Annotated in this window: 11 protein-coding genes; 3 read left to right on the top strand and 8 right to left on the bottom strand. The window is 70.7% G+C overall.

Annotated elements, in window-relative coordinates; translation table 11 throughout:
• Positions 1-118 precede the first annotated feature (118 nt).
• The 6 genes from PS467_RS35095 to PS467_RS35070 all read right to left on the bottom strand — a co-directional run bounded on the left by PS467_RS35095 (position 119) and on the right by PS467_RS35070 (position 7,029).
• Positions 119-955: an endo alpha-1,4 polygalactosaminidase gene (locus PS467_RS35095; RefSeq protein WP_311038582.1), complete on the bottom strand. Its 837-nt coding sequence runs from the start codon at positions 953-955 to the stop codon at positions 119-121.
• Between the two features lie 327 nt (positions 956-1,282).
• Entirely contained in the window at positions 1,283-1,894 is a 612-nt protein-coding gene (locus tag PS467_RS35090; RefSeq protein WP_311038581.1) for a DUF742 domain-containing protein, read from the bottom strand.
• A 16-nt stretch (positions 1,895-1,910) separates the two neighbouring features.
• A complete protein-coding gene (locus tag PS467_RS35085; RefSeq protein ID WP_268975716.1) occupies positions 1,911-2,360 on the bottom strand; it encodes a roadblock/LC7 domain-containing protein in 450 nt (149 codons plus the stop codon).
• Between the two features lie 30 nt (positions 2,361-2,390).
• Entirely contained in the window at positions 2,391-5,354 is a 2,964-nt protein-coding gene (locus PS467_RS35080) for a sensor histidine kinase (protein ID WP_311038580.1), read from the bottom strand.
• 142 nt (positions 5,355-5,496) lie between these two features.
• Positions 5,497-5,637, bottom strand: coding sequence for an MFS transporter small subunit (locus tag PS467_RS35075; RefSeq protein WP_268975713.1), 141 nt, complete (start codon positions 5,635-5,637; stop codon positions 5,497-5,499).
• Between the two features lie 3 nt (positions 5,638-5,640).
• A complete protein-coding gene (locus PS467_RS35070) occupies positions 5,641-7,029 on the bottom strand; it encodes an L-lactate MFS transporter (RefSeq protein ID WP_311038579.1) in 1,389 nt (462 codons plus the stop codon).
• A 535-nt stretch (positions 7,030-7,564) separates the two neighbouring features.
• Here PS467_RS35070 and PS467_RS35065 point away from each other — a divergent pair.
• A complete protein-coding gene (locus PS467_RS35065; protein ID WP_268975710.1) occupies positions 7,565-7,960 on the top strand; it encodes a DUF485 domain-containing protein in 396 nt (131 codons plus the stop codon).
• The gene (locus PS467_RS35060; protein WP_311038578.1) at positions 7,957-9,552 is read left to right on the top strand and encodes a monocarboxylic acid transporter; all 1,596 of its coding nucleotides are present in this window, start codon (positions 7,957-7,959) and stop codon (positions 9,550-9,552) included. The genes PS467_RS35065 and PS467_RS35060 overlap by 4 nt, the downstream gene beginning before the upstream one ends.
• A gap of 92 nt (positions 9,553-9,644) precedes the next feature.
• Here PS467_RS35060 and katG read toward each other — a convergent pair whose 3' ends face one another.
• Together katG and PS467_RS35050 are read right to left on the bottom strand one after the other, a co-directional pair.
• Entirely contained in the window at positions 9,645-11,864 is a 2,220-nt protein-coding gene (gene katG / locus PS467_RS35055) for a catalase/peroxidase HPI (RefSeq protein ID WP_311038577.1), read from the bottom strand.
• 24 nt (positions 11,865-11,888) lie between these two features.
• On the bottom strand, positions 11,889-12,335 hold the full coding sequence (locus PS467_RS35050) for a Fur family transcriptional regulator (RefSeq protein ID WP_268975707.1): 447 nt from the start codon (positions 12,333-12,335) through the stop codon (positions 11,889-11,891).
• Between the two features lie 251 nt (positions 12,336-12,586).
• On the opposite strand from PS467_RS35050, the gene PS467_RS35045 reads away from it, so the two are divergent.
• Positions 12,587-19,936, top strand: coding sequence for an SDR family NAD(P)-dependent oxidoreductase (locus PS467_RS35045; RefSeq protein WP_311038576.1), 7,350 nt, complete (start codon positions 12,587-12,589; stop codon positions 19,934-19,936).
• Positions 19,937-20,027 lie beyond the last annotated feature (91 nt).

The raw sequence follows: 20,027 nt of genomic DNA, 5'->3' as shown, positions 1-20,027 counted from the left end.
TGGCGGTCCGGGCATGGCCGCGGCAGGCCGGGGAGCCGGGGCGGGACGGGGACCGTCCCGCGCACCCGGCCCCCCGGAGTCGAGCGTGGGGGGTGGCGTGCCCGCCGGGGGCGGGGTTTCAGCAGGTCTTGCGGACGTAGCCGCTGCTGCCCGCGGGTGAGACGTTGACGTCACGCTGCACGACGCTCACCCGGTCACCGTACTGGCATGCCTTCTTCATGCCCGCGTCCTTGTACTCGATGAAGATGGCGTGGTTCCCGAACGCCGAGAGGTACCGGGAGCACTCGTTCCAGCTGCCGCACTCCTCGGCGATGGCGAAGTCCAGGCCGTTCGCCGTGTGGTTCGGGGCCAGTTCCACGGTGTTCTTCTGGCCGACGGCCAGGCCCTTGTCATGGCCGTAGGCGGAGAGGATGCGGATGTAGGTCTGGGCGTGCGAGGCGGTGATCCGGCCCTCGACGACCTCCCGGGTGTAGGTGTCGAAGTTGTCGAGCTCCAGCGCGTTGAAGCCCTTGGCGGCGCATTCGTCGATCTGGACCTTGATCTTGTCCGCGATGCTGCGCCGCTTCGCGTCGGTGGTGATGTCCAGGATCGCCTCGTCCCAGTCCGGGTCGATGACGACCTCGCCGTCGCCGTCCTTCAGCAACAGGTCCTGGTCCCAGTCGTCCGGGCCGCCGGGGTCGCCGACGGCCTGGGTCTGGAAGGCGTTGATGTAACAGATGTTGTACAGGCCGGAGGCCGGGGAGGCGCTGTGGTCGCGGCTGACCACCCGCACCCCGGCCGGCGGGGTGTACGCCCCGCCGATCTGGTAGTCGAAGCCGGCGTGCACCGGCGGAAGGGTGACCGCGGCGGCCGAGGCCGAGGCGGTACCGGGGGCGAGAAAACCGACCGTGGCGGCCGCGGCGCAGGCCACGGCGGCGCCCAGGGTGGTGCGGATGCGCATACGGTTCAGGCTCATCGCTGAGAGCTCCATGATCCGGGGGCACGGCCCCGCCTCGGTCGCAGACAGCGACCTGGCGACTTGGTCCGGGCTCGCGGCGGGGCCGCATACCGGCTGGGCGTACCTCTGCCGCCGATTACGTGACATCGGCGTGTCAGGGAGTAAACCGATCAGGTCGAGCCACGTCAAGAGTTTGAAACTGCTCAATATTGGCTTCGAACGCGCACAAGCGATCAGCGAGTGCGCGCTCGCCGAGGAACATTCCAGGCATCAACGACAACCGCGCCGCCCTCTGCCGGAGAGCACTCTCTCCGGCAGAGGGCGGCGCGGTTCCGGCGCCTTTCGCTAGATCCGTCGAAGCCCCACCAGCACCCGCTCCATCAGGGCGCGGTCCGGGACCTCGCCCTCCGCGGAGGGCGTCCGGTGCACGACGATCAGCCCGCGTTCCGCCATGTCGCCGAGCAGGACCTTGGCCACGCCCAGCGGCACCGAGAGCATGGCCGCCACCTCGGCCACCGACCGCGGCTCCTGGCACAGCGCGATCACCGGGTAGTGGTCCGCCTGCACCACGTCGGTGGAGCGGTGCCCCAGCTCGGTGGTGGTCACCAGGGTCTCGACCTCGAAGTGATGGTGGGACCTGGTCCGCCCGCGCGTCCATGAGTAGGCACGCACCAGCGAGGCCGGGCCCTGGCTCTCATCGTGCTCGGACTCCCAGCCGTCCGACTGCTCACGCTCCGGCGGCGTCCGCGGGAAGGATTCCGCGCGGCTCTCCGGCCGGACGTCCTCGGTCTCCGCCGGGGACGGGGGCTCGGGCGTCCCGCCGGAGCGAGACGCCTTCCGCCCGCGTCGCCCTTTGCCGAAACTGAAGGCGTTGAGCACATCGGCGAAAGTCTGTTCGTCCTCCGCCCCCTGTTCTCTCCGAGATCCCTGCCCGGAAGGGCCCTCACCGGTGCTCATGATCTCCCCGTCCGGCCTATTTGACTGCTGTCCGATGCATTCCCTGGAGATTCAACTCCTGAAGCTCGGCGCGTAGTTCCGGGGTCAGCATCTCGCCGACCTGATCGACCAGGACCGTCATCTCGTACGCCACCTGACCGATCTCGCAGTCCGGCGCCGCCAGCACCACGAGGCACGAGCCGTCCTTGATCGACATCAGCAGCATGTTTCCGTACTGCATCTGGATGACGGACGACCGCACATCACCGGTCATCAGGCATTGGGCGGCGCCCTGGATCAGACTGATGGCCCCCGCCGCGATGGTGGCGACCTGCTCGGCACGATCGTCCGCCAGCCCGTTCGAGGCGGTGAGCAACAGTCCGTCGGCCGAGACCACCACGGCGTGTGCCACATTGGGCACCCGCTCGGTGAAGTTGGTGACCAGCCATCCGAACTGGCTCACCTCCCGCAGGTGGGGTGAGGTCATGGGTTCTTCCTGTCCATCTTCGCTGAGCCCTTACGTCTCGTCGGGGTGAGCCCGACGGATGCCTGACTGGTAGTTGCTGAGGAACCTGTGGGTGCGGCCGGCGTCCACCCGCGCGGCCGCCTCGTCCCCGGCGGCACGCGGTTTGGCCGGGTCCGGCGCGGGGGGCTTGGCCCGGTCCGGTGCCGGACTCTGGCGCGGCACCCGCCGGGGCAGCCCGGCCTGGGTGCGTTCGGCCTGGGGACGTTCGGCTTGGGGCCGTTCTGCCTGGGGACGTTCGGCCTGGGGGCGGCCGGCCGACTGCGCTCCGCCCGACGGCTCCTGGTCGGCGCGGCGACGGTCGCCCGCGGGCCCCGGCCGGCTCTCCTGGGGGGACCCGGGCGGAGCCGGAACGGGCCGCCGGGGAAGTCCGGACGCCGGAGGGTGGTCCGCCGGCTTCCGCTCGGCCGGCTGCCGCTCGGTGAACCGCCGCTCGGCCGGCTGCCGCTCGGCGGGCGTCCGCCCGGCGGGCCGCTCCTCGCCACGCGGGCCCGTCGGTGCCTCCCCGGAGGCGGTCGGCGCGAACCACGGCGAGGCAGCGGCGCCCTGTTCCGGAGGGGCCGGACGCGACCGCTGAGGTGGCACCAGCGGCTGCCCGGGGGCCGCGGCGGCGCGGCCGTTCACGGGTGCGCCGCCGGTGCCGGGGCGGCCGCCGATCCGCTTCGGCGCGTCCTCGCCGAAGGGGGTGGGCCGGCCGGCCCCGCCGCCGGGCTTCCGGCGCGGCAGTCCCTTGGTCTGCTGGGGGTCGGCGAACGCCCGCGGGGAACCGGGGCGGCTCGGCAGGGGACGTTCGCCGCGCCCGGAAACCGCCGGGGTGTCACCGCCGCGTATCGAGCGGGCCAGGTCGGGGGCGCGGCGCGGCAGCGGTGCGGCGGTGGCACCGCCGGCCTCCGGGCGGGTCCGCACCGGCTCGGAGGCCTGGGCGGAGGTCTGCCTGACGGGCAGTGAACCTGCTCGGCCCGCGAGGGCGGGCTTGTCGGTCAGCATCAGCTTGGCCGGGACCAGCACACCGGCCCGGAGTCCGCCACGGGTGGCCCGGTCCGATATCAGCTCCACGGTGACGCCGTGCCGGCGGGCCAGCCGGCCGACGACCGATAGGCCCATCTGGCGGGACGTAGGTACCTCCACGGATGCGTCCCCCGCTACGCGCCGATGAGCCTTGGCCAATTCGGCACCGCTCATCCCGAATCCCTCGTCGTGGATCTCGATCAGTGCGGAACCGTCCGGGCGCAGTGTGTTGCTGATGACCACTTGGGTCTCGGGCGGGGAGAACGCGGTGGCGTTGTCCAGCAGCTCAGCGACCATTCGCGCCAGGTCACCGGCAGCGTACCCGATCACCTCGACGGAGGGAACGGGCTCGACCACCACACGCTGGTAGTGCTCGATCTCGGAGACCGCGGCCCGCAACACGCGGTCCAGTGGCACGCGTTGCTCGGAGGGGCGGACCGGTGTGCTGCCGCACAGGACCATCAGGTTCTCGTTGTTGCGCCGCATACGGGTCGCCAGGTGGTCGAGCTTGAAGAGGCTGGCCAGCTGGTCCGGGTCCTCTTCGTGCAGCTCGAGCTCCTCCATCAACCGCAGCAGCCGGTCCACCAGGCTCTGGCTGCGCCGGGAGAGGTTGACCAGGGTGTCCCGCAGGTCGCCACGGAGCGCGGCCTGCTCGGCGGCCAGCCGCACGGCCTGCCCGTGCACCGCGTCGAACGCCCTGGCCAGCTGTCCGAACTCCTCCGTGGTGTGGACCGGCACCGCGCTGATCGACGTGGTGGACACCTCGCCCTCGCGGATGCTCGACACCGCTTCCGGGAGCCGCCGCTCGGCCACGTCGAGCGCGGTGAAGCGAAGGATGGTGAGCGAACGCAGCAGATGGCGGGCGATGCCGATGCCGATGGCGAGGGCGAGCAGGAGCACGGCGAAGAGCAGCACGGACTCCGCGCCGGCCCGGTCGCTCGTCTGGTCCTGGAGATCGGCGGAGGTCACCCGGAGCCGGTCGGCGAGGCTCTTCGCCACCGTGTCGATGAGCGCTCCGGTCCGCTCCGAACTGCTGTTCCAGTCGCGGACGGAGAACCGCGTCGCGTCCCCGGTGCCGTTCTGCCCGATGCCCGGCTGCTCCGACCGCGCCGACTGGTACAACGCGGCATTGAGCAACTGAGCGCGCCGCTCGACCTCCGGGCCGGTGACCGTCCGCTGGTAGGCCCGCTTCTCCGCCTCGGTGGCCACGGCCCGGAAGTCGCCCAGCTTGTCCCCCATGCGGATCGCGGACTCGGCCAGCGCCCTGAGGAGCCGGCCATCATCCAGCTTGCCGGGCTCGGCCCCCTCCAGCACGATCACATGCTGGAGGTGGACCTGCTCCTGGACCACCTCGAGGTCGTACAGCGCGGTCGCCGTCCCGGACAGCTTGGGTTCACCGAACCGGCTGCCGAGTGCCTGGTCCAGGTCGAGCAGACCGTTGATGATCTCGCTGTAGTCGTTCACCGCGGTCCACGAGCTGATCTCCTTGGACGTCACCTGCCGGCGCAGGGCGGACAGCCCGTCCAGAAGCTTGACCGCGTCGTGGTAACGGAGCGCCGAGGCCCCCTCGAGCCGGGGTGCCCGCTTCATGGTCCGGGCGACGGCGGCCTGAGCGCGGTCCACGCGCCCGGTCTGCTGCCGGAGCATGGCCTCGTGGGTGGACGCACCGCCACGCAGCCGCTCGGCCGACATGGTCCGTTCCATCTGGAGATCGCCGATCAACGGCATCAGCTCACCGCGCAGCTCGACCAGCCGCTGCATGTCCGCGTAGGTGTTCGCGCGTTCGACGTCGCGCTGGATCTGCACGACGCCCAAGGCGACGGCGAGCAGGGCGGGCACCACCAGAACGGCACCCAGCTTCACCGGCAGCCGCCAGTTCCGCCACTCCACGACGCCGGCCCACCACGACGGCGAGCGATCGCGCGCGGCCGCATGCCTGCCCGGGGTCATGAGACGCGCTCCGCGCTCGGACCGGCTTGCCCACAGGGATGTATCACGATGCCGTTTCTCCTGGGATTTCCCCGGAAGGGGAAGTCGAACACCCGGCAGCGCGCCGGCGCATCGATGCGGCGATGCGCCGGCGCGGCCTACCTCACTCGAACAACTTGCTACTCTTCACGCCGAGTTCATACAAACCGTACAGAAACGGAATGGCCACCCAGAGCCACGCCACGACCAGCACGACGGGGGAACTCGTCGTCGCCTTCGGCGCGGGGCCGTCTGCGTCCGTCACGGTTTACCGCCTCTCTGCCGGGATGGGATCGGGGTCTTCTTCCGGCGTCGCCGACTCCTTCGAGCTCGCCGACTCCGGTTCATGGAACTTCGGATTCACCGGACGTACCAGCTCGTTGGCGATGAAGCCGATGACGAGCAATCCCATCATGAGGGAGAACGAGAAGGAGTACAGACCCGGCCCCGTGTGCCCGTCCTCATGCGCGGCGTCCGCGATGGAGTCCACGATGAGGGGCCCGGCGACCCCGGCGACCGACCAGGCGGTCAGCAGCCGGCCGTGGATCGCGCCGACCTGGTAGGTGCCGAACAGGTCCTTGAGGTAGGCCGGTGCGGTGGAGAAGCCACCGCCGTAGAACGACAGGATCACCATGGTCGAGACGACGAACAACACGGTGCTGCTGTCCTTCTCGAGCATGATGGTGAGGTAGAGCAGGGCGCCGACACCCAGGTACACGCGGTAGATGTTCTTCCTGCCGACCACGTCGGAAACCGAGGACCACACGAAGCGACCGGCCATGTTGGCCAGGGACAGGAGCGCGACGAACCCGGTGGCGGCGGTCGCGCTCACCGGGCTGTCCGTGTCCTGGAAGAAGTCCTGGATCATCGGGGCGGCCTTCTCCAGGATCCCGATACCAGCAGTAACGTTCATGCACAGCACGACCCAGAGCAGCCAGAACTGCGGGGTCTTCACCGCGTTCTTCGCCGATACGTTCGCGGTGGTGACGAGCTTGTTCCCGGCGTCGTCGCGAGGCGTCCAGCCGGCCGGCCGCCAGCCCTCCGGTGGCACCCGGATGAGCACCACACCCAGCGACATGAACGCGGCGTAGGCCAGGCCGTGCACCAGGAACGCCTGCGCGATACCGCTGGTGTCGCTGCCGAACGCCTTGAGCATCTCGGTGGACCAGGGAGAGGCGATCAGCGCACCGCCACCGAAACCCATGATCGCCGTGCCGGTGGCCATGCCCGGCCGGTCCGGAAACCACTTCATCAAGGTGGACACCGGTGCGATGTACCCGATACCGAGGCCGACGCCGCCGATGCCGCCGTACCCGAGCACGACCAGCCAGTAACTGCTCGTGGCGACACCGAGTGCGGCGATCAGGAATCCCGACGAGAAGGCCACGAGCGCCACGAACATGGCCCATCGCGGTCCTTTCCTCTCGACCAGCGTTCCACCGAACGCGGCAGAGAGTCCCAGCACCAGGATGCCGATCTGGAAGGGGAGGGCGCTAGCCGTCCCCGAAATATCTAGGGAATCTTCCAGGGGTGTCTTGAAAACGCTCCAGGAGTACGCCTGGCCGATGGAGAAGTGAATCGCGAGCGCAGCCGGCGGAATCAGCCAACGATTCCAGCCCGGCTCGGCGATGATGCGAGAGCGATCGAGGAAACCCACAGATCAACCTACCTCCGGCTCTTCGGGAACACCCCCGCAGACTGCATTCCTGACCGTACTCTCTAACACCTCGGGGGAGGGAGTGGCGAGCGCGGAGCAGTCGTCATATGCCAGCGGCAGACTCACTGCCCAGTGGCGCGTCCACTGCACCCGTGCTCGCGCACGATGGGACGTTCTGCACGAGGGGAGGTTCTATCAGTGGGGCCACTTGGGACACAACGCCGGGCCCGGAAATGTCCCGCAACGATGCGTTGCTGATCGTCTGTCATCCTCTGACCTCCTTTCAAAGGGGACAACACGGAAGGGATGCGACAAAGCATGGGGCGCGGCGGCCCCTTACCGTAACCGAGATGACACCTGAACCGGATGCCCGCCGTCTCACGCGTCCACCTGGGCGGACGAGCACCGGGGGCGGCGTTGACTGCGTACGGCGCCTCACTACACTTGCCGCGTCAAGGGCCGCCGGTTGCCCGTCCCCGCCGCCCGAGCCGGGCGCTCCGAAGGACGCCTCGTCAGAAAAACCCCGGAGACAACCATGAACAATGCGGTGCGACCTCCCGCTGCCAGGCCATCCGAGCGGGCCGCCGGACCGGGGTTCGCCGACCGCGGTGACGACATCGGGGAGCCCGATTTCCAGGCGATTCAGCAGAGCCCGGAGTTCAAGCTGCTCCGCAGGAGACTGCTCTGGTTCGTCTTCCCCATGAGCGCCTTCTTCTTGTGCTGGTACATGACCTTCGTGCTCTTCTCCGCCTACGACCACGAGTTTATGAGCCGCAAGCTGTTCGGCGCGGTCAACATCGGCACCGTTTTCGGCCTGCTCCAGTTCGTGTCGACGATGCTGATCGTCTTGACGTACCGGCGCTACGCGCGTAAGAAACTCGATCCTCAGGTGGACCGGATCCACGAGCTGGCGGGAGTCGGCAAGAAATGACAGTGCAGATCGCAGCCTCCACGACCGGCAGCCCGATCATCAACCTGAGCGTATTCTTCGTTTTCGTTCTCATTACGCTCTACATCGTCTACAAGGCCACCAACAGGAATTCGACGACATCCGACTACTACGCCGCGGGAAGCGCTTTCACCGGCGTGCAGAACGGTATCGCGCTCTCCGGTGACTTCCTCTCCGCGGCGTCCTTCCTCGGTATTTCCGGGGCGATCGCCGTCCACGGCTACGACGGGTTCCTCTACTCCGTCGGCTGGCTTGTCGCCTGGCTGGTCGCCCTGCTGCTCGTCGGGGAGCGGCTGCGCAACACCGGGCGGTTCACGGTCGGCGATGTGATGGCCTACCGCATGAAACAGCGCCCGGTGCGCGCGGCGGCGGCCAACTCCACGCTGGTGATCACGTTCTTCTACATGCTCGCCCAGATGGCCGGCGCCGGTGGTCTGATCGCCCTGCTGCTCAACGTGACCAGCAAGACCGGGCAGGCCCTGGTCATCACAGGCGTCGGCGTGGTCATGGTCTTCTACGTCCTGGTGGGCGGCATGAAGGGCACGACCTGGGTGCAGATCATCAAGGCGGGTCTGCTGCTGCTCTGCGTGACCTTCATGAGCGTGTTCCTCATCGGCAAGTTCGGGTTCAGCTTCTCGGCGATCCTCGATCAGGCCGCGCAGAACAGCCCGCTGGGCGGGGATCTGCTCAACCCGGGTGGCTGGTACGGCAAGAACTCGATGGACCAGCTCGACTTCGTCTCGCTGTCGCTGTCGCTGGTCCTCGGCATCTCCAGCCTGCCGCACGTGCTGATGCGCTTCTACACCGTGCCGGACGCCAAGGAGGCCCGGCGGTCGGTGGTCTGGTGCTCCTGGTCGATGTTCATCTTCTACCTGTCGATCCTGATCGTCGGGTACGGCGCCACCGCTCTGGTCGGTTCGGACCGGATCGTCAACGCGCCGGGCGGGGAGAACTCCGCGGCGCCGCTGCTCGCCTTCGAGATCGGCGGTGCGATGCTCCTGGGTGTCGTCTCCGCGGTGGCCTTCGCCACGATCCTGGCGGTCGTGGCCGGTCTGACCCTGGCCGCGTCGGCCTCGTTCGCCCATGACGTGTACGCCAACGTGATCCGGAACGGAAAGGCCGATCCGCGGTCCGAGATCCGGGTCGCGCGGCTGACGGCGCTCGTGATCGGTGCCCTGGCCATCGTCGGCGGTATCGTCACCAACGGCCAGAACGTGGCCTTCCTGGTGTCACTGGCCCTGGCGCTCGCCGCGTCCGCCAATCTGCCGACGATTCTCTACACACTGTTCTGGAAGCGTTTCAACACCACCGGCACGCTGTGGAGCATCTACGGCGGTCTGGGCTCCGGCCTGGTGCTCATCATCTTCTCGCCGGCGATCTCGGGCAGTCCCACGGCGGTCATCAAGGGCGTGGACTTCCACTGGTTCCCGCTCACCAACCCCGGTCTGGTGTCGATCCCGCTCTCGTTCCTCTGCGGGTTCCTCGGCACGGTCCTCAGCAAGCGGCCCGCGGACTCCGCGAAGCAGTCGGAGATGGAAGTGCGGTCGCTGACCGGCATCGGTTCGCAGGGGTAGTCGCCCCGGGCCGATGTGGCCCAGGGCGCTGGGCCCGCATGACGCAGGGACGTCCGGACCGGCCCGGACGTCCCTGTCAGCTGTCAGATGGGTCAGACGAGGTCGAACCGGTCCAGGTTCGACACCTTCACCCACGCCGCGACGAAGTCCTTGACGAACTTCTCCTTGGCGTCATCGCTCGCGTAGACCTCGGCGAGCGCCCGCAGCTCGGAGTTGGCGCCGAAGACCAGGTCGGCCCGGGTGCCGGTCCACTTGACCTCGCCCGTCTCCCGGTCGCGGCCCTCGAACGCGGTCTGGTCCTCCGAGGTGGCCTTCCACACCGTGCCCATGTCGAGCAGGTTGACGAAGAAGTCGTTGGTCAGCACCCCGGGCGTCTCGGTGAGGACGCCGTTCGGCGACTCCTGGTGGTTCGCGCCCAGGACGCGCAGGCCACCGACGAGGACGGTCATCTCCGGGGCGCTCAGGGTCAGCAGGTTGGCCCGGTCGACCAGCAGGAACTCGGCCGGCAGCCGGTTGCCCTTGCCGAGGTAGTTGCGGAACCCGTCGGCGGTCGGCTCGAGCGCGGCGAAGGACTCCGCGTCGGTGTGCTCCTCGGTCGCGTCGACACGGCCCGGGGTGAACGGCACCTCGATGTCGTACCCGGCGTCCTTGGCGGCCTTCTCCACGGCGGCGGCGCCGCCGAGCACGATCAGGTCGGCCAGGGACACCTTCTTGGCGCCGGAGTTGAACTCCTGCTGGATGCCCTCGAGGGTGCGCAGGACCGCGGCGAGCCGGTCGGGGTCGTTGACCTCCCAGTCGCGCTGCGGCTCGAGGCGGATGCGCGCGCCGTTGGCGCCGCCGCGCTTGTCGCTGCCCCGGAAGGTCGAGGCCGACGCCCACGCGGTGGACACCAGCTGCGACACGCTCAGGCCCGAGTCGAGGAGCTTGGCCTTCAGGGCCGCGATGTCCGCGGCGTCGATGGGCTCGCCCTCGGCCTCCGGCAGCGGGTCCTGCCACAGCAGGGTCTCCTGCGGCACCTCCGGGCCGAGGTACAGCGACTTCGGGCCCATGTCGCGGTGGGTCAGCTTGAACCAGGCGCGGGCGAAGGCGTCCGCGAACTCCTCGGGGTGCTCGTGGAAGCGGCGGGAGATCGGCTCGTAGATCGGGTCGAAGCGGAGCGCCAGGTCCGTGGTGAGCATGTTCGGGGCGATCTTCTTCGAGGAGTCGTGGGCGTGCGGCACCGTGCCCTCGCCCGCACCGTCCTTCGGCCGCCACTGGTGGGCGCCGGCCGGGCTCTTGGTCAGCTCCCACTCGTAGCCGAAGAGGTTGTCGAAGAAGCCGTTGCTCCACTGGGTGGGCGTGCTGGTCCAGGTGACCTCCAGGCCGGAGGTGATGGCGTCGGCGCCCTTGCCGGTGCCGTAGGTGCTCTGCCAGCCCAGGCCCAGCTGCTCCATGGGGGCGGCCTCGGGGTCGGGGCCGACGTGGTCGGCCGGTCCCGCGCCGTGGGTCTTGCCGAAGGTGTGACCGCCCGCGATGAGGGCGACCGTCTCCTCGTCGTTCATCGCCATCCGGCGGAACGTCTCACGGATGTCGCGGGCCGCGGCGATCGGGTCCGGGGTGCCGTTGGGGCCCTCCGGGTTGACGTAGATGAGGCCCATCTGGACCGCGCCGAGGGGGTTCTCCAGCTCACGGTCGCCGGAGTAGCGCTCGTCGCCGAGCCAGGTGGTCTCCGGGCCCCAGTACACGTCCTCCTCGGCCTCCCAGACGTCCTCGCGGCCGCCGGCGAAGCCGAAGGTGGTGAAGCCCATGGACTCCAGGGCGACGTTGCCGGTGAGGATCAGCAGGTCGGCCCAGGAGATGTTCTGGCCGTACTTCTTCTTCACCGGCCACAGCAGACGGCGGGCCTTGTCCAGGCTCGCGTTGTCCGGCCAGCTGTTGAGGGGGGCGAAGCGCTGCTGGCCGGCGCCGGCGCCACCGCGGCCGTCGCTGATCCGGTAGGTGCCCGCGCTGTGCCACGCCATACGGATCATGAACGGGCCGTAGTGGCCGAAGTCGGCCGGCCACCAGTCCTGCGAGGTGGTGAGCACCTCGGCGATGTCCTGCTTCACGGCGGCGAGGTCGAGGTTCTTGAAGGCCTCGGCGTAGTCGAACTCCTCATCGAGGGGGTTCGCCGCGGGTGGGTTCTTGGCCAGGATCTTCAGGTTGAGCCGCTCCGGCCACCACTGACGGTTGCCGCCGCCCTGAGTCGGGTGCGGTGCGCGGTGCGCGACCGGGCAGCCCCCTTCCCCGTCGGTCTTGGGGTCTACGACGATTGCCTCATGGTTCTCAGACATGGGAATCCTTCCGAACTGGGCGGATCATGGTGCGCAGGAACTGGTGGCGCTCGAACAGTCGGGGCACAGGCCCCAGTAGATGACCTCGGCCTCGTCGATCGCGAAGCCGTGGTCGTCGGACGCGGTCAGGCAGGGCGCCTCACCCGCCGCGCAGTCGACGTCGGCGACGGCGCGGCACGATCGGCACACGACATGGTGATGGTTGTCGCCGACCCGTCCCTCGAACCGGGCGGGGTCGCCGGCCGGTTCGATGCGGCGTACGAGGCCCGCCGCGGTCAGTGCGTGGAGGCCCTCGTACACGGCCTGGAGGGAGATATGGCCTACGCGGTCGCGCACTCCGGAGGCGATCGCCTCGACGCCGAGATGGTCACCGTCCCGGACGGTCTCGAGCAGCGCGATGCGGGCGGCCGTCACCCGCAGGCCGGCACCGCGCAGCTCCTCGGCAGTGGTCGGAGTCTGGGATGCGGTCATGGCGCCGAACCTACCCTCATGAAGGCGAACGGTACAGAGAAACGACAGATTCAAGTTTGGCGCCACGCGGACAATTTTTGCCCGATTATGCACCGTTATGCCGTCCGGGTGGTGGCTCGGACGGGCTCGGACGGGCTCAGCCGGACTCGGAGGCGCTTGGCGCTGCGAAAAAGCCCGGCGTAGAAGCCATTGCCGTCGAGGCGAAGCACACGTCCGCAGGTCACCGGGCCGCGTTGGTACTCTCGGCCGGGATGTCAGAACAGAAGAAGTACATACGGACCGCTGCCCCGTTCGCTCGTGCCGAGCGATCCGACGATATCGCCATCATCGGGCTCAGCTGCCGGTTACCGGGGGGCATCACCGACCCCGAGGAGTTGTGGGCCGCGCTCGCCACGGGGCGCGACCTGGTCGGTGAGGTACCGGCGGACCGGTTCGACACACGCCGCTTCGTGGACCCCGATCCACGGCGTCCCGGCAAGACGTACTCGGCCGCGGGCGGGTTCCTGGAGGACATCACCGGTTTCGACGCCGCGTTCTTCGGGCTGTCGCCCCGGGAGGCGAGCCGGATGGACCCGCAGCAGCGACTGCTGCTGGAGATGGCCCAGGAGGCCCTCGACGACGCCGGTGTCGATCCGGGGACGCTCGCCGGCACGGATTCCGGGGTCTACGTGGGGGTGAGCAACGGCAACTACGGCCAGCTCCAGTCCGCCCACCCGGAGACCATCACGGCGTACACGATCGCGGGCTCGGCGCTGTGCAACACCGCCAACCGGATCTCGCACCTGTTCGATCTGCGGGGCCCGTCCATGGCGGTGGACACCGCCTGTTCCTCGTCCCTGTTCGCCCTGCACCAGGCGTGCGTACAGCTGCGCGCCGGGGACGGCGAGGTGGCGCTCGCCTGCGGTATCAATCTGCTGCTGAACCCGGGCGACTTCGTCGGGTTCTCCAAGGCGTCCATGCAGTCCCGCAGCGGCCGCTGCCGCCCCTTCTCCGCGAACGCCGACGGATACGTGCGCGCCGAGGGCGGCGCGGTGGTGGTGCTCAAGCGCCTCGCCGACGCCAGGCGGGACGGGGACACCGTGCACGCCGTGGTCCTCGGCACCGGAGTGGGCTCGGACGGGCGCACCCCCGGTCTGTCGCTGCCCAGCGCGGAGGCGCAGGAACACCTGATACGTCGGGTGCACCGGCGGGCCGGAGTGCGCCCGGAGGACGTGTCCTATGTGGAAGCCCACGGCACCGGGACGCTGGTGGGCGACCCGTTGGAGTGCCAGGCGCTGGGCAGGGCCCTCGGCATGCACCGCGGTACGCCGCTGCCCGTCGGCTCGGTGAAGTCGAACGTCGGCCACCTGGAGTCCGGGGCGGGCATCGCCGGTCTGCTCAAGGCCGTGCTCATGCTGCGCCACGGGGTGATCCCGGAGTCGCTGCACGCCGAACCGCTCAACCCCGCCATCGACTTCTCCGCATGGGGCCTGGAACCGGTGACCGCGCCACGGCCCCTGGAGGCGGGCGCGCTGGCGGTCAACTCGTTCGGTTTCGGCGGGGCCAACGCGCACGCCGTTCTCGGGCCACCGCCCGCACCTTCCGTGCCCGCGCCACCGAAGACGGCGTCCTTGCCGGTGCTGGTCTCGGCGGCCACCCCGGAGGCGCTCACCGAGGCCGTCCGCCGGACGGCCGCCCGGCTGCGCGAGCCGGGCTCCTTCTACGACCTGGCGTTCACCAGCTGCCTCCGGCGCGGGCACCACCGCGAACGGGTCGCCGTGCTGGCGGACAGCGCCGACCAGGCCGCCACCCTGCTGGAGACGGTCGCCCAGGGCACGCCCGTGCCCGGGGGCGCGGCCGCGGGGGCGAGTGCGGGCCCGGTGGCGTTCGTGTACTCCGGCAACGGCGCCCAGTGGGCGGGCATGGGCGCGGATCTGCTGGACACCGAACCGGCGTTCCGCGACGCGGTCGCCGAGGTGGACGCGGAGCTGGCCGGGCGTCTGGGCTGGTCGGTGCTCGCGGCGCTGCGCTCCGCGGCACCGGAGCTGGAGCGCACCGAGGTCGCCCAACCGCTGCTGTTCGCGGTGCAGGTCGGCCTGACCGCACTGCTGGCGGAGCGCGGCATCCGGCCCGCCGCGGTGGCGGGGCATTCGGTGGGTGAAGTGGCCGCGGCGTACGCCTGCGGGGTGCTGGACCTGGCGACGGCCTGCCGGGTGACCGTCGAACGCAGCCTCGCACAGGTGGCGACGGCCGGCGGCGGGCGGATGGCGGCGGTGGGGCTCCCGGCCGACGGGATCGCCGAGTTGCTCACCGGCAGCGGTCTGGAGCTGGCCGCGGTGAACAGCCCCGACGATGTCACCCTGGCCGGAAACGCCGAGGAACTGTCCGCGCTGGGCGACGAACTGCGGCGCCGCGGCGTCTTCTTCCGGGACCTGGACCTGGACTACGCCTTCCACAGCCGGTCGATGGACCCCATCCGGGACCGGGTGCACACGGCGCTGGCCGGGCTGGCGCCCCACGCCGGATCGGTGCCGTTCGTCTCCACGGTCACCGGTGGCACCCTGCCGGGCACCCAGCTCACCACCGGGTACTGGTGGCGCAACGTCCGGGAACCGGTGCTGTTCGCATCCGCCGTCAGGGCGCTGGTGGAGGAGCACGGCTGCGGCACGCTCGTGGAGATCGGCCCGCATCCGGTGCTGCGCGGCTATCTGCGCAAGCAGTGCGCCACCGCGGACCGGCCGGTGACCACGGTCGGCACACTGGTCCGCCGGGCTCCCGGCCCGGACGCGCTGCGGACCACCTGCGCCACGGTGCTGGCGGCCGGGGCCGAGGTCGACTGGGACACCTGGTTCCCGGTGCCCGGCCGGGTGGTGCCGCTGCCCGCCTATCCATGGCAGCGGGAACACCACTTCAACGGCGCCCCGGACTGGTGGTCCGCGCGGTCGGGTGCCGGTCAGGCGTCGGGGCACGCCCTGCTCGGGGACCGGTTGCCGAGCGTGGAACCCACGTGGCAGACCCCGGTGGAGCCGTCGCGGCTGGGCTGGGTCGGCGACCACCGGGTCAGCGGGGCGGTGGTGATGCCGGGTGCCGCGTATCTGGAGATGGCCCTCGCGGCCGGCCGGATCGTACGGGAGGGCGAGGTGGAGATCACCGGCCTGGACATCGGCAAGGCGCTGGTGTTGCCGTGGGACGACCCGGACATGGACGTCACCGTGCAGACCTGGCTCTCCGGTGAGGTGGCCCGGGTGGCCTCCCGCCGGCGCGACGAGGACTGGCAGGAACACGCCCGGGGGCGGGTGCGCCGGCTGCCCGGCGGGCCCCCGGCGCCACTGGACGTGCCGGGCATCCGGAAGGCCGCGACGAGCGAGGTCTCCGGGGACGCGCACTATGCGCGGATGCGGCAGGTGGAGCTGGCGTACGGAGCCGCCTTCCGCGGTGTCCAGCGGCTCGCCGTCGGCGACGACACCGTGCTCGTCGACTACACCAACCCGGGCGGGGCCCAGGGGTTCCACGTCCACCCGGCCCTGGTGGACTGCGCGCTTCAGGCCATCTGGGCGCTGTTCCCGCAGGTCGAGAACGGGCAGGTGCACCAGTTCCTGCCGGCCGGGTTCGAGCGGGTCCGGCTCTGGCGCACCCCCGCCGACCGGGGAGTGGCGCTGGTACGGACCCGCGGCCTGTCGCTGCGGGAGGCGGTGGTGGACATCACCATCGCGGACCCGGACGGCACCGTCGCCATGGAACTGGGCGGTGTCACGGTGCGCAGGAACAAGGGGGCGGCGAGCGGCGTCCACCGCATCGTCACTACGCTCCGGGCCGCCCCGCTGCCCGGGGCCACCGGACCGGCCGGACTGCCGTCCGCCACCGCGCTCGCCGCCGCGCGCACCGCCGAGATCGAGGCGCTGACCACGGCGTTGCGGCGGCACGACAGCCACTCCTTCGTCCGCCGCGTCAAACACCTGACCGCCCACTTCGTGGTGGCCGCGCTCGCCGAGCTGGAGGCGGCGGGCGCGCGGCCGCGCAACCGGCGGCTGCACCACAGGCTGAGGTCGCTCGCCGAACGGGAGGGTGTCCTCGGCCGGAGCCCGGAACCGCGGCGGCTGGTCTCCGAACTGCTGCGGGACTTCCCCGCCATGGCGCCGGACGTGCTCATGTACGCGCGGTGCGGTCCGCAGCTGGCCGGGGTGCTCACGGGGGACGTGGACCCGATGCGGTTGCTGTTCTCGGACACCGAACGCCTCGCCGAACTGCACTACACGACCTCCGTGGGACACCAGTACCTGAACCGGATCGCCAGGGAGCTGATCACCGGGCTGGTCGAAGCCTGGCCCGCGGACCGGCCGCTGCGCATCCTGGAGGTCGGTGCCGGTACCGGGTCCACCACCGCCTGGCTGCTGCCCCGGTTGCCCGCCGCTCGCACCACCTACACCTATACGGACGTCTCCAGCGCGTTCTTCCCCCGGGCCCGCAACCGGTTCGCCGAACACCGTTTCCTCGACTACCGGACGCTGGATCTGGACCGGGACCCCGCCGCACAGGGTTTCGCCACCGGATCCTTCGACCTGGTGATCGCCGCCAACGTCCTGCACGCCACCACCGATGTCCGCCGGGCCCTCGGCCATGTCCGCGAACTCCTGGACACCGGCGGCCGGTTGCTCGCCGTGGAGTTCCACGACAACGACCTCTTCGCCCCCTGCTACGGGCTGCTGGCGTCGGCGGACGACTTCACCGACACGGACCTGCGCGAGGACATCCTGCTCGCCCGCGAGCAGTGGCCCGACGTGCTGCGCTCCGCGGGGTTCGACGGCGTGGCCCAGCTCGGGGCGGACCCGACCTGCTCGGTGCTCTTCGCCGACCGGGCCGGACGCGCACCGCTTGCGCCCGCGCCCACGCCCCCGGACACCGCGCCCGGCCACTTCCTCGTGGTCGCCGACGGCATCGGCGCCGACGGCATCGGGGAGCTGCCCGACGCCGTGGCGGCGCGGCTGCGCACGCTGGGCCGCACGGTGACCCGGCTCGACGCCTCCAACGACGCCGCACGCTGGGGCGCCGCCCTCGCCAGCACCGAGGAGAGCACCGGAATCCTGGTGCTGCTCGGCGACGAGACCGCTGACGACGGACCCGGTGGCGAGGCGGCCGGTGGCGAGGGGTCCGGTGGCGAAGGGGAGGACACCGTCGAGCTGGTGGTCCGGCAGGCGGCCGTCCTCAGGGCGATGGTCACCGCCTGCCAGGCGCTGCCGGAACACCGCGACGTGCACGCCTGGGTCCTGACCGGCGGCGAGCACACCGCGGTCCCCGAACGGCCCGCCCCGGCCGCCGCCTGGGCCCAGGCGCGCACCCTGACCAGTGAGAACCCGCTGCTGAGGGTTCGCAGGATCGCGGTGACCCCCGGTGCCACCGCGGCGGACGTCTGCGCGGAGCTGCTCGCCGGGACCGACGAGGACGAGGTCGTGCTCACCGCGGGCGGGCGCTTCGTGCCACGGGTCGCCGAGCGCCGGACCGCCACCCACCCCGTCCGCCCCTTCGCCTTGGCCATGCCGGACGGCGGACTGGCCTGGACGGCGGTGGACGTACCCGAACCGGGCCCGGGAGAGGTGGTCATCGAGGTTCGGGCGGCGGCGCTCAACTACGCCGACGTCATGGTCTCCCGGGGGCTGGTGCCGCCCATGGCCGAGACCCCGGACACCGGCGTCCCGTTGCTGGGCAGCGAATGCGCGGGCGTGGTGGTCCGCGTCGGGACCGGGGTGACCGACCGGGCCGTCGGCGACCGGGTGATGGTCCCGCACGCCGGAAGCCTCGCCTCCCATCTGCGCTGCCGCGCCCGGCTCACCATCCCGGTCCCCGAGGGCATGTCGTGCACCGAGGCCGCGACCATCCCGACGGTGTTCGCCACGGTGCACTACGGCCTCGACTACCTGGCCCGGCTCCGCCCGGGGGAGACGATCCTGGTCCACGGGGCGGCCGGCGGGGTGGGGCTGGCCGCGCTGCGGTACGCCGAACACGTCGGGGCCACGGTCATCGCCACCGCGGGCAGCCCCGCCAAACGTCAGCTCCTGCGCCTGCTCGGCTACCGCCATGTGCTGGACTCGCGCGGCCTCGGCTTCGCCGACGAGGTCCGCGAGATCACCGCGGGCCGCGGAGTGGACGTGGTGCTCAACTCGGTCGCGGGGGAAGCGCTGGGCCGCGGTATGGAACTGCTGCGCCCGCACGGCCGGTTCGTGGAACTCGGAAAGCGCGATGTGCTCGCCGACAACGCGCTCGCTCTGCGGCCGTTCAGCCGGGACCTCGCCTTCTTCGGGGTCGACCTCACCAGCCTCCTCAAGGGCGACGGCGAGGTGGCCGAGCGGCTGATCGCCGAACTGACCGAACGCGTCGGGGCCGGGGTCTACCGGCCACTGCCCCATATGACCTACCCCGCGGACCAGATCGCCGAGGCCATGGCGCTGCTGCGGGACTCCCGGCACATCGGCAAGATCGTCATCACCTTCGACCCGGCGGAACCCGTCCCGGTACGGATACCGCGGCCACCCGTCGCCCTGGATCCGGAGGCGACGTATCTGGTCACCGGCGGGCTGGGCGGGTTCGGCGCGGCCACCGCCCTGTGGCTGGCCCGGTGCGGGGCGCGCCACCTGGCCCTGGCCTCCCGCGGTGGCGCCGCCCACCCGGAAGCCGGTGCCGTCATCGAGCGCATCGCGGCGGAAGGGGCGACGGCCACCGCCTACGCCACCGACATCACCGACCCCGCCGCGACCCGGCGGCTGGTGGACGCCATCGAGGCCACCGGGCGTCCGCTGCGGGGGGTCATCAACTCCGCCATGGTGCTCGACGACGTTCTCGACGACGCCGTCGCGGTGGAACTCGACGACGAGCGGACCCGGGCGGTGGTGAGCCCGAAACTGGCCGGGACGGCCCATCTGGACCAGGTCACCCGTGATCTGCCGCTGGACTTCTTCGTCTTCTACAGCTCCATCTCCGCGCTCGCCGGAAACCTGCGGCAGAGCACCTACGCCGCGGGCAACCTGGCGGGCGAGGCGATCATCCGGCAGCGCCGGGCGGCGGGGCTGCCGGGGCTGGCCGTGCAGTGGTGCGCCATCTCCGACACCGGCTATGTCGACCGTGCCGGAATGGCCGAGACCATGCGACAGGCCGGTTTCGGGGAACTCGACTCGGAAGCGGCCACCAGGCTGCTGGGGGAGTTCATCACCGATCCCGACGTGGACGTCATCATGGTGGGGAACACGGACTGGTCGCAGACCGCGAAACTGCTTCCCACCGTCGCCGCGCCGCGCTTCACCGAGGTGCTGCCCGCGCGGGAGGCCACCGTCGATGACGCCGAGGGGAACGTGCCGGAGCGGGTGCGCTCGGTGGCCGAGCCGGAAGCGCTGGGCATCGTCACCGATGTGCTGGTCTCGGCACTGGCGACGGTGCTCCAGACCACGCCGGAGCGGATCGATCCGAACACCCGGCTCGACCAGCTCGGGCTGGAATCGCTGATGGCGGCCGAGCTGAGCTCCGTACTGCAACGCAGGCTGGGCTGCGTCGTACCGTCGATGGAACTGGTCACCGCGACCGGCGTCCGGCAGCTCGCCCCGCGCCTGCTCGGACGTATCAGGCGGGGCGCGTGACCCCGCACTCCCCCGGCACGTTTTCCCACTGACGAGTGGGGCGGCCCGGTTCCCGTGATACCGAAACGGCGGGGAGGGGTCCCGGAGCCCC

Origin of the sequence: Streptomyces luomodiensis, from assembly GCF_031679605.1 — a bacterium.
Lineage (GTDB): Bacteria > Actinomycetota > Actinomycetes > Streptomycetales > Streptomycetaceae > Streptomyces > Streptomyces luomodiensis.
The sequence above is the reverse complement of the archived record's forward strand: the minus strand, read 5'-3'. Positions and strand labels throughout refer to the sequence as shown.

What these genes read in the sequence shown, in the direction of transcription:
- PS467_RS35065 (WP_268975710.1), top strand. Translation starts at nt 7,565, where the DNA reads ATGAACAATGCGGTGCGACCTCCCGCTGCCAGGCCATCCGAGCGGGCC.
- PS467_RS35090 (WP_311038581.1), bottom strand. Translation starts at nt 1,894, where the DNA reads ATGAGCACCGGTGAGGGCCCTTCCGGGCAGGGATCTCGGAGAGAACAG.
- PS467_RS35045 (WP_311038576.1), top strand. Translation starts at nt 12,587, where the DNA reads ATGTCAGAACAGAAGAAGTACATACGGACCGCTGCCCCGTTCGCTCGT.
- PS467_RS35060 (WP_311038578.1), top strand. Translation starts at nt 7,957, where the DNA reads ATGACAGTGCAGATCGCAGCCTCCACGACCGGCAGCCCGATCATCAAC.
- PS467_RS35050 (WP_268975707.1), bottom strand. Translation starts at nt 12,335, where the DNA reads ATGACCGCATCCCAGACTCCGACCACTGCCGAGGAGCTGCGCGGTGCC.
- PS467_RS35080 (WP_311038580.1), bottom strand. Translation starts at nt 5,354, where the DNA reads ATGACCCCGGGCAGGCATGCGGCCGCGCGCGATCGCTCGCCGTCGTGG.
- PS467_RS35095 (WP_311038582.1), bottom strand. Translation starts at nt 955, where the DNA reads ATGAGCCTGAACCGTATGCGCATCCGCACCACCCTGGGCGCCGCCGTG.
- PS467_RS35085 (WP_268975716.1), bottom strand. Translation starts at nt 2,360, where the DNA reads ATGACCTCACCCCACCTGCGGGAGGTGAGCCAGTTCGGATGGCTGGTC.
- katG (WP_311038577.1), bottom strand. Translation starts at nt 11,864, where the DNA reads ATGTCTGAGAACCATGAGGCAATCGTCGTAGACCCCAAGACCGACGGG.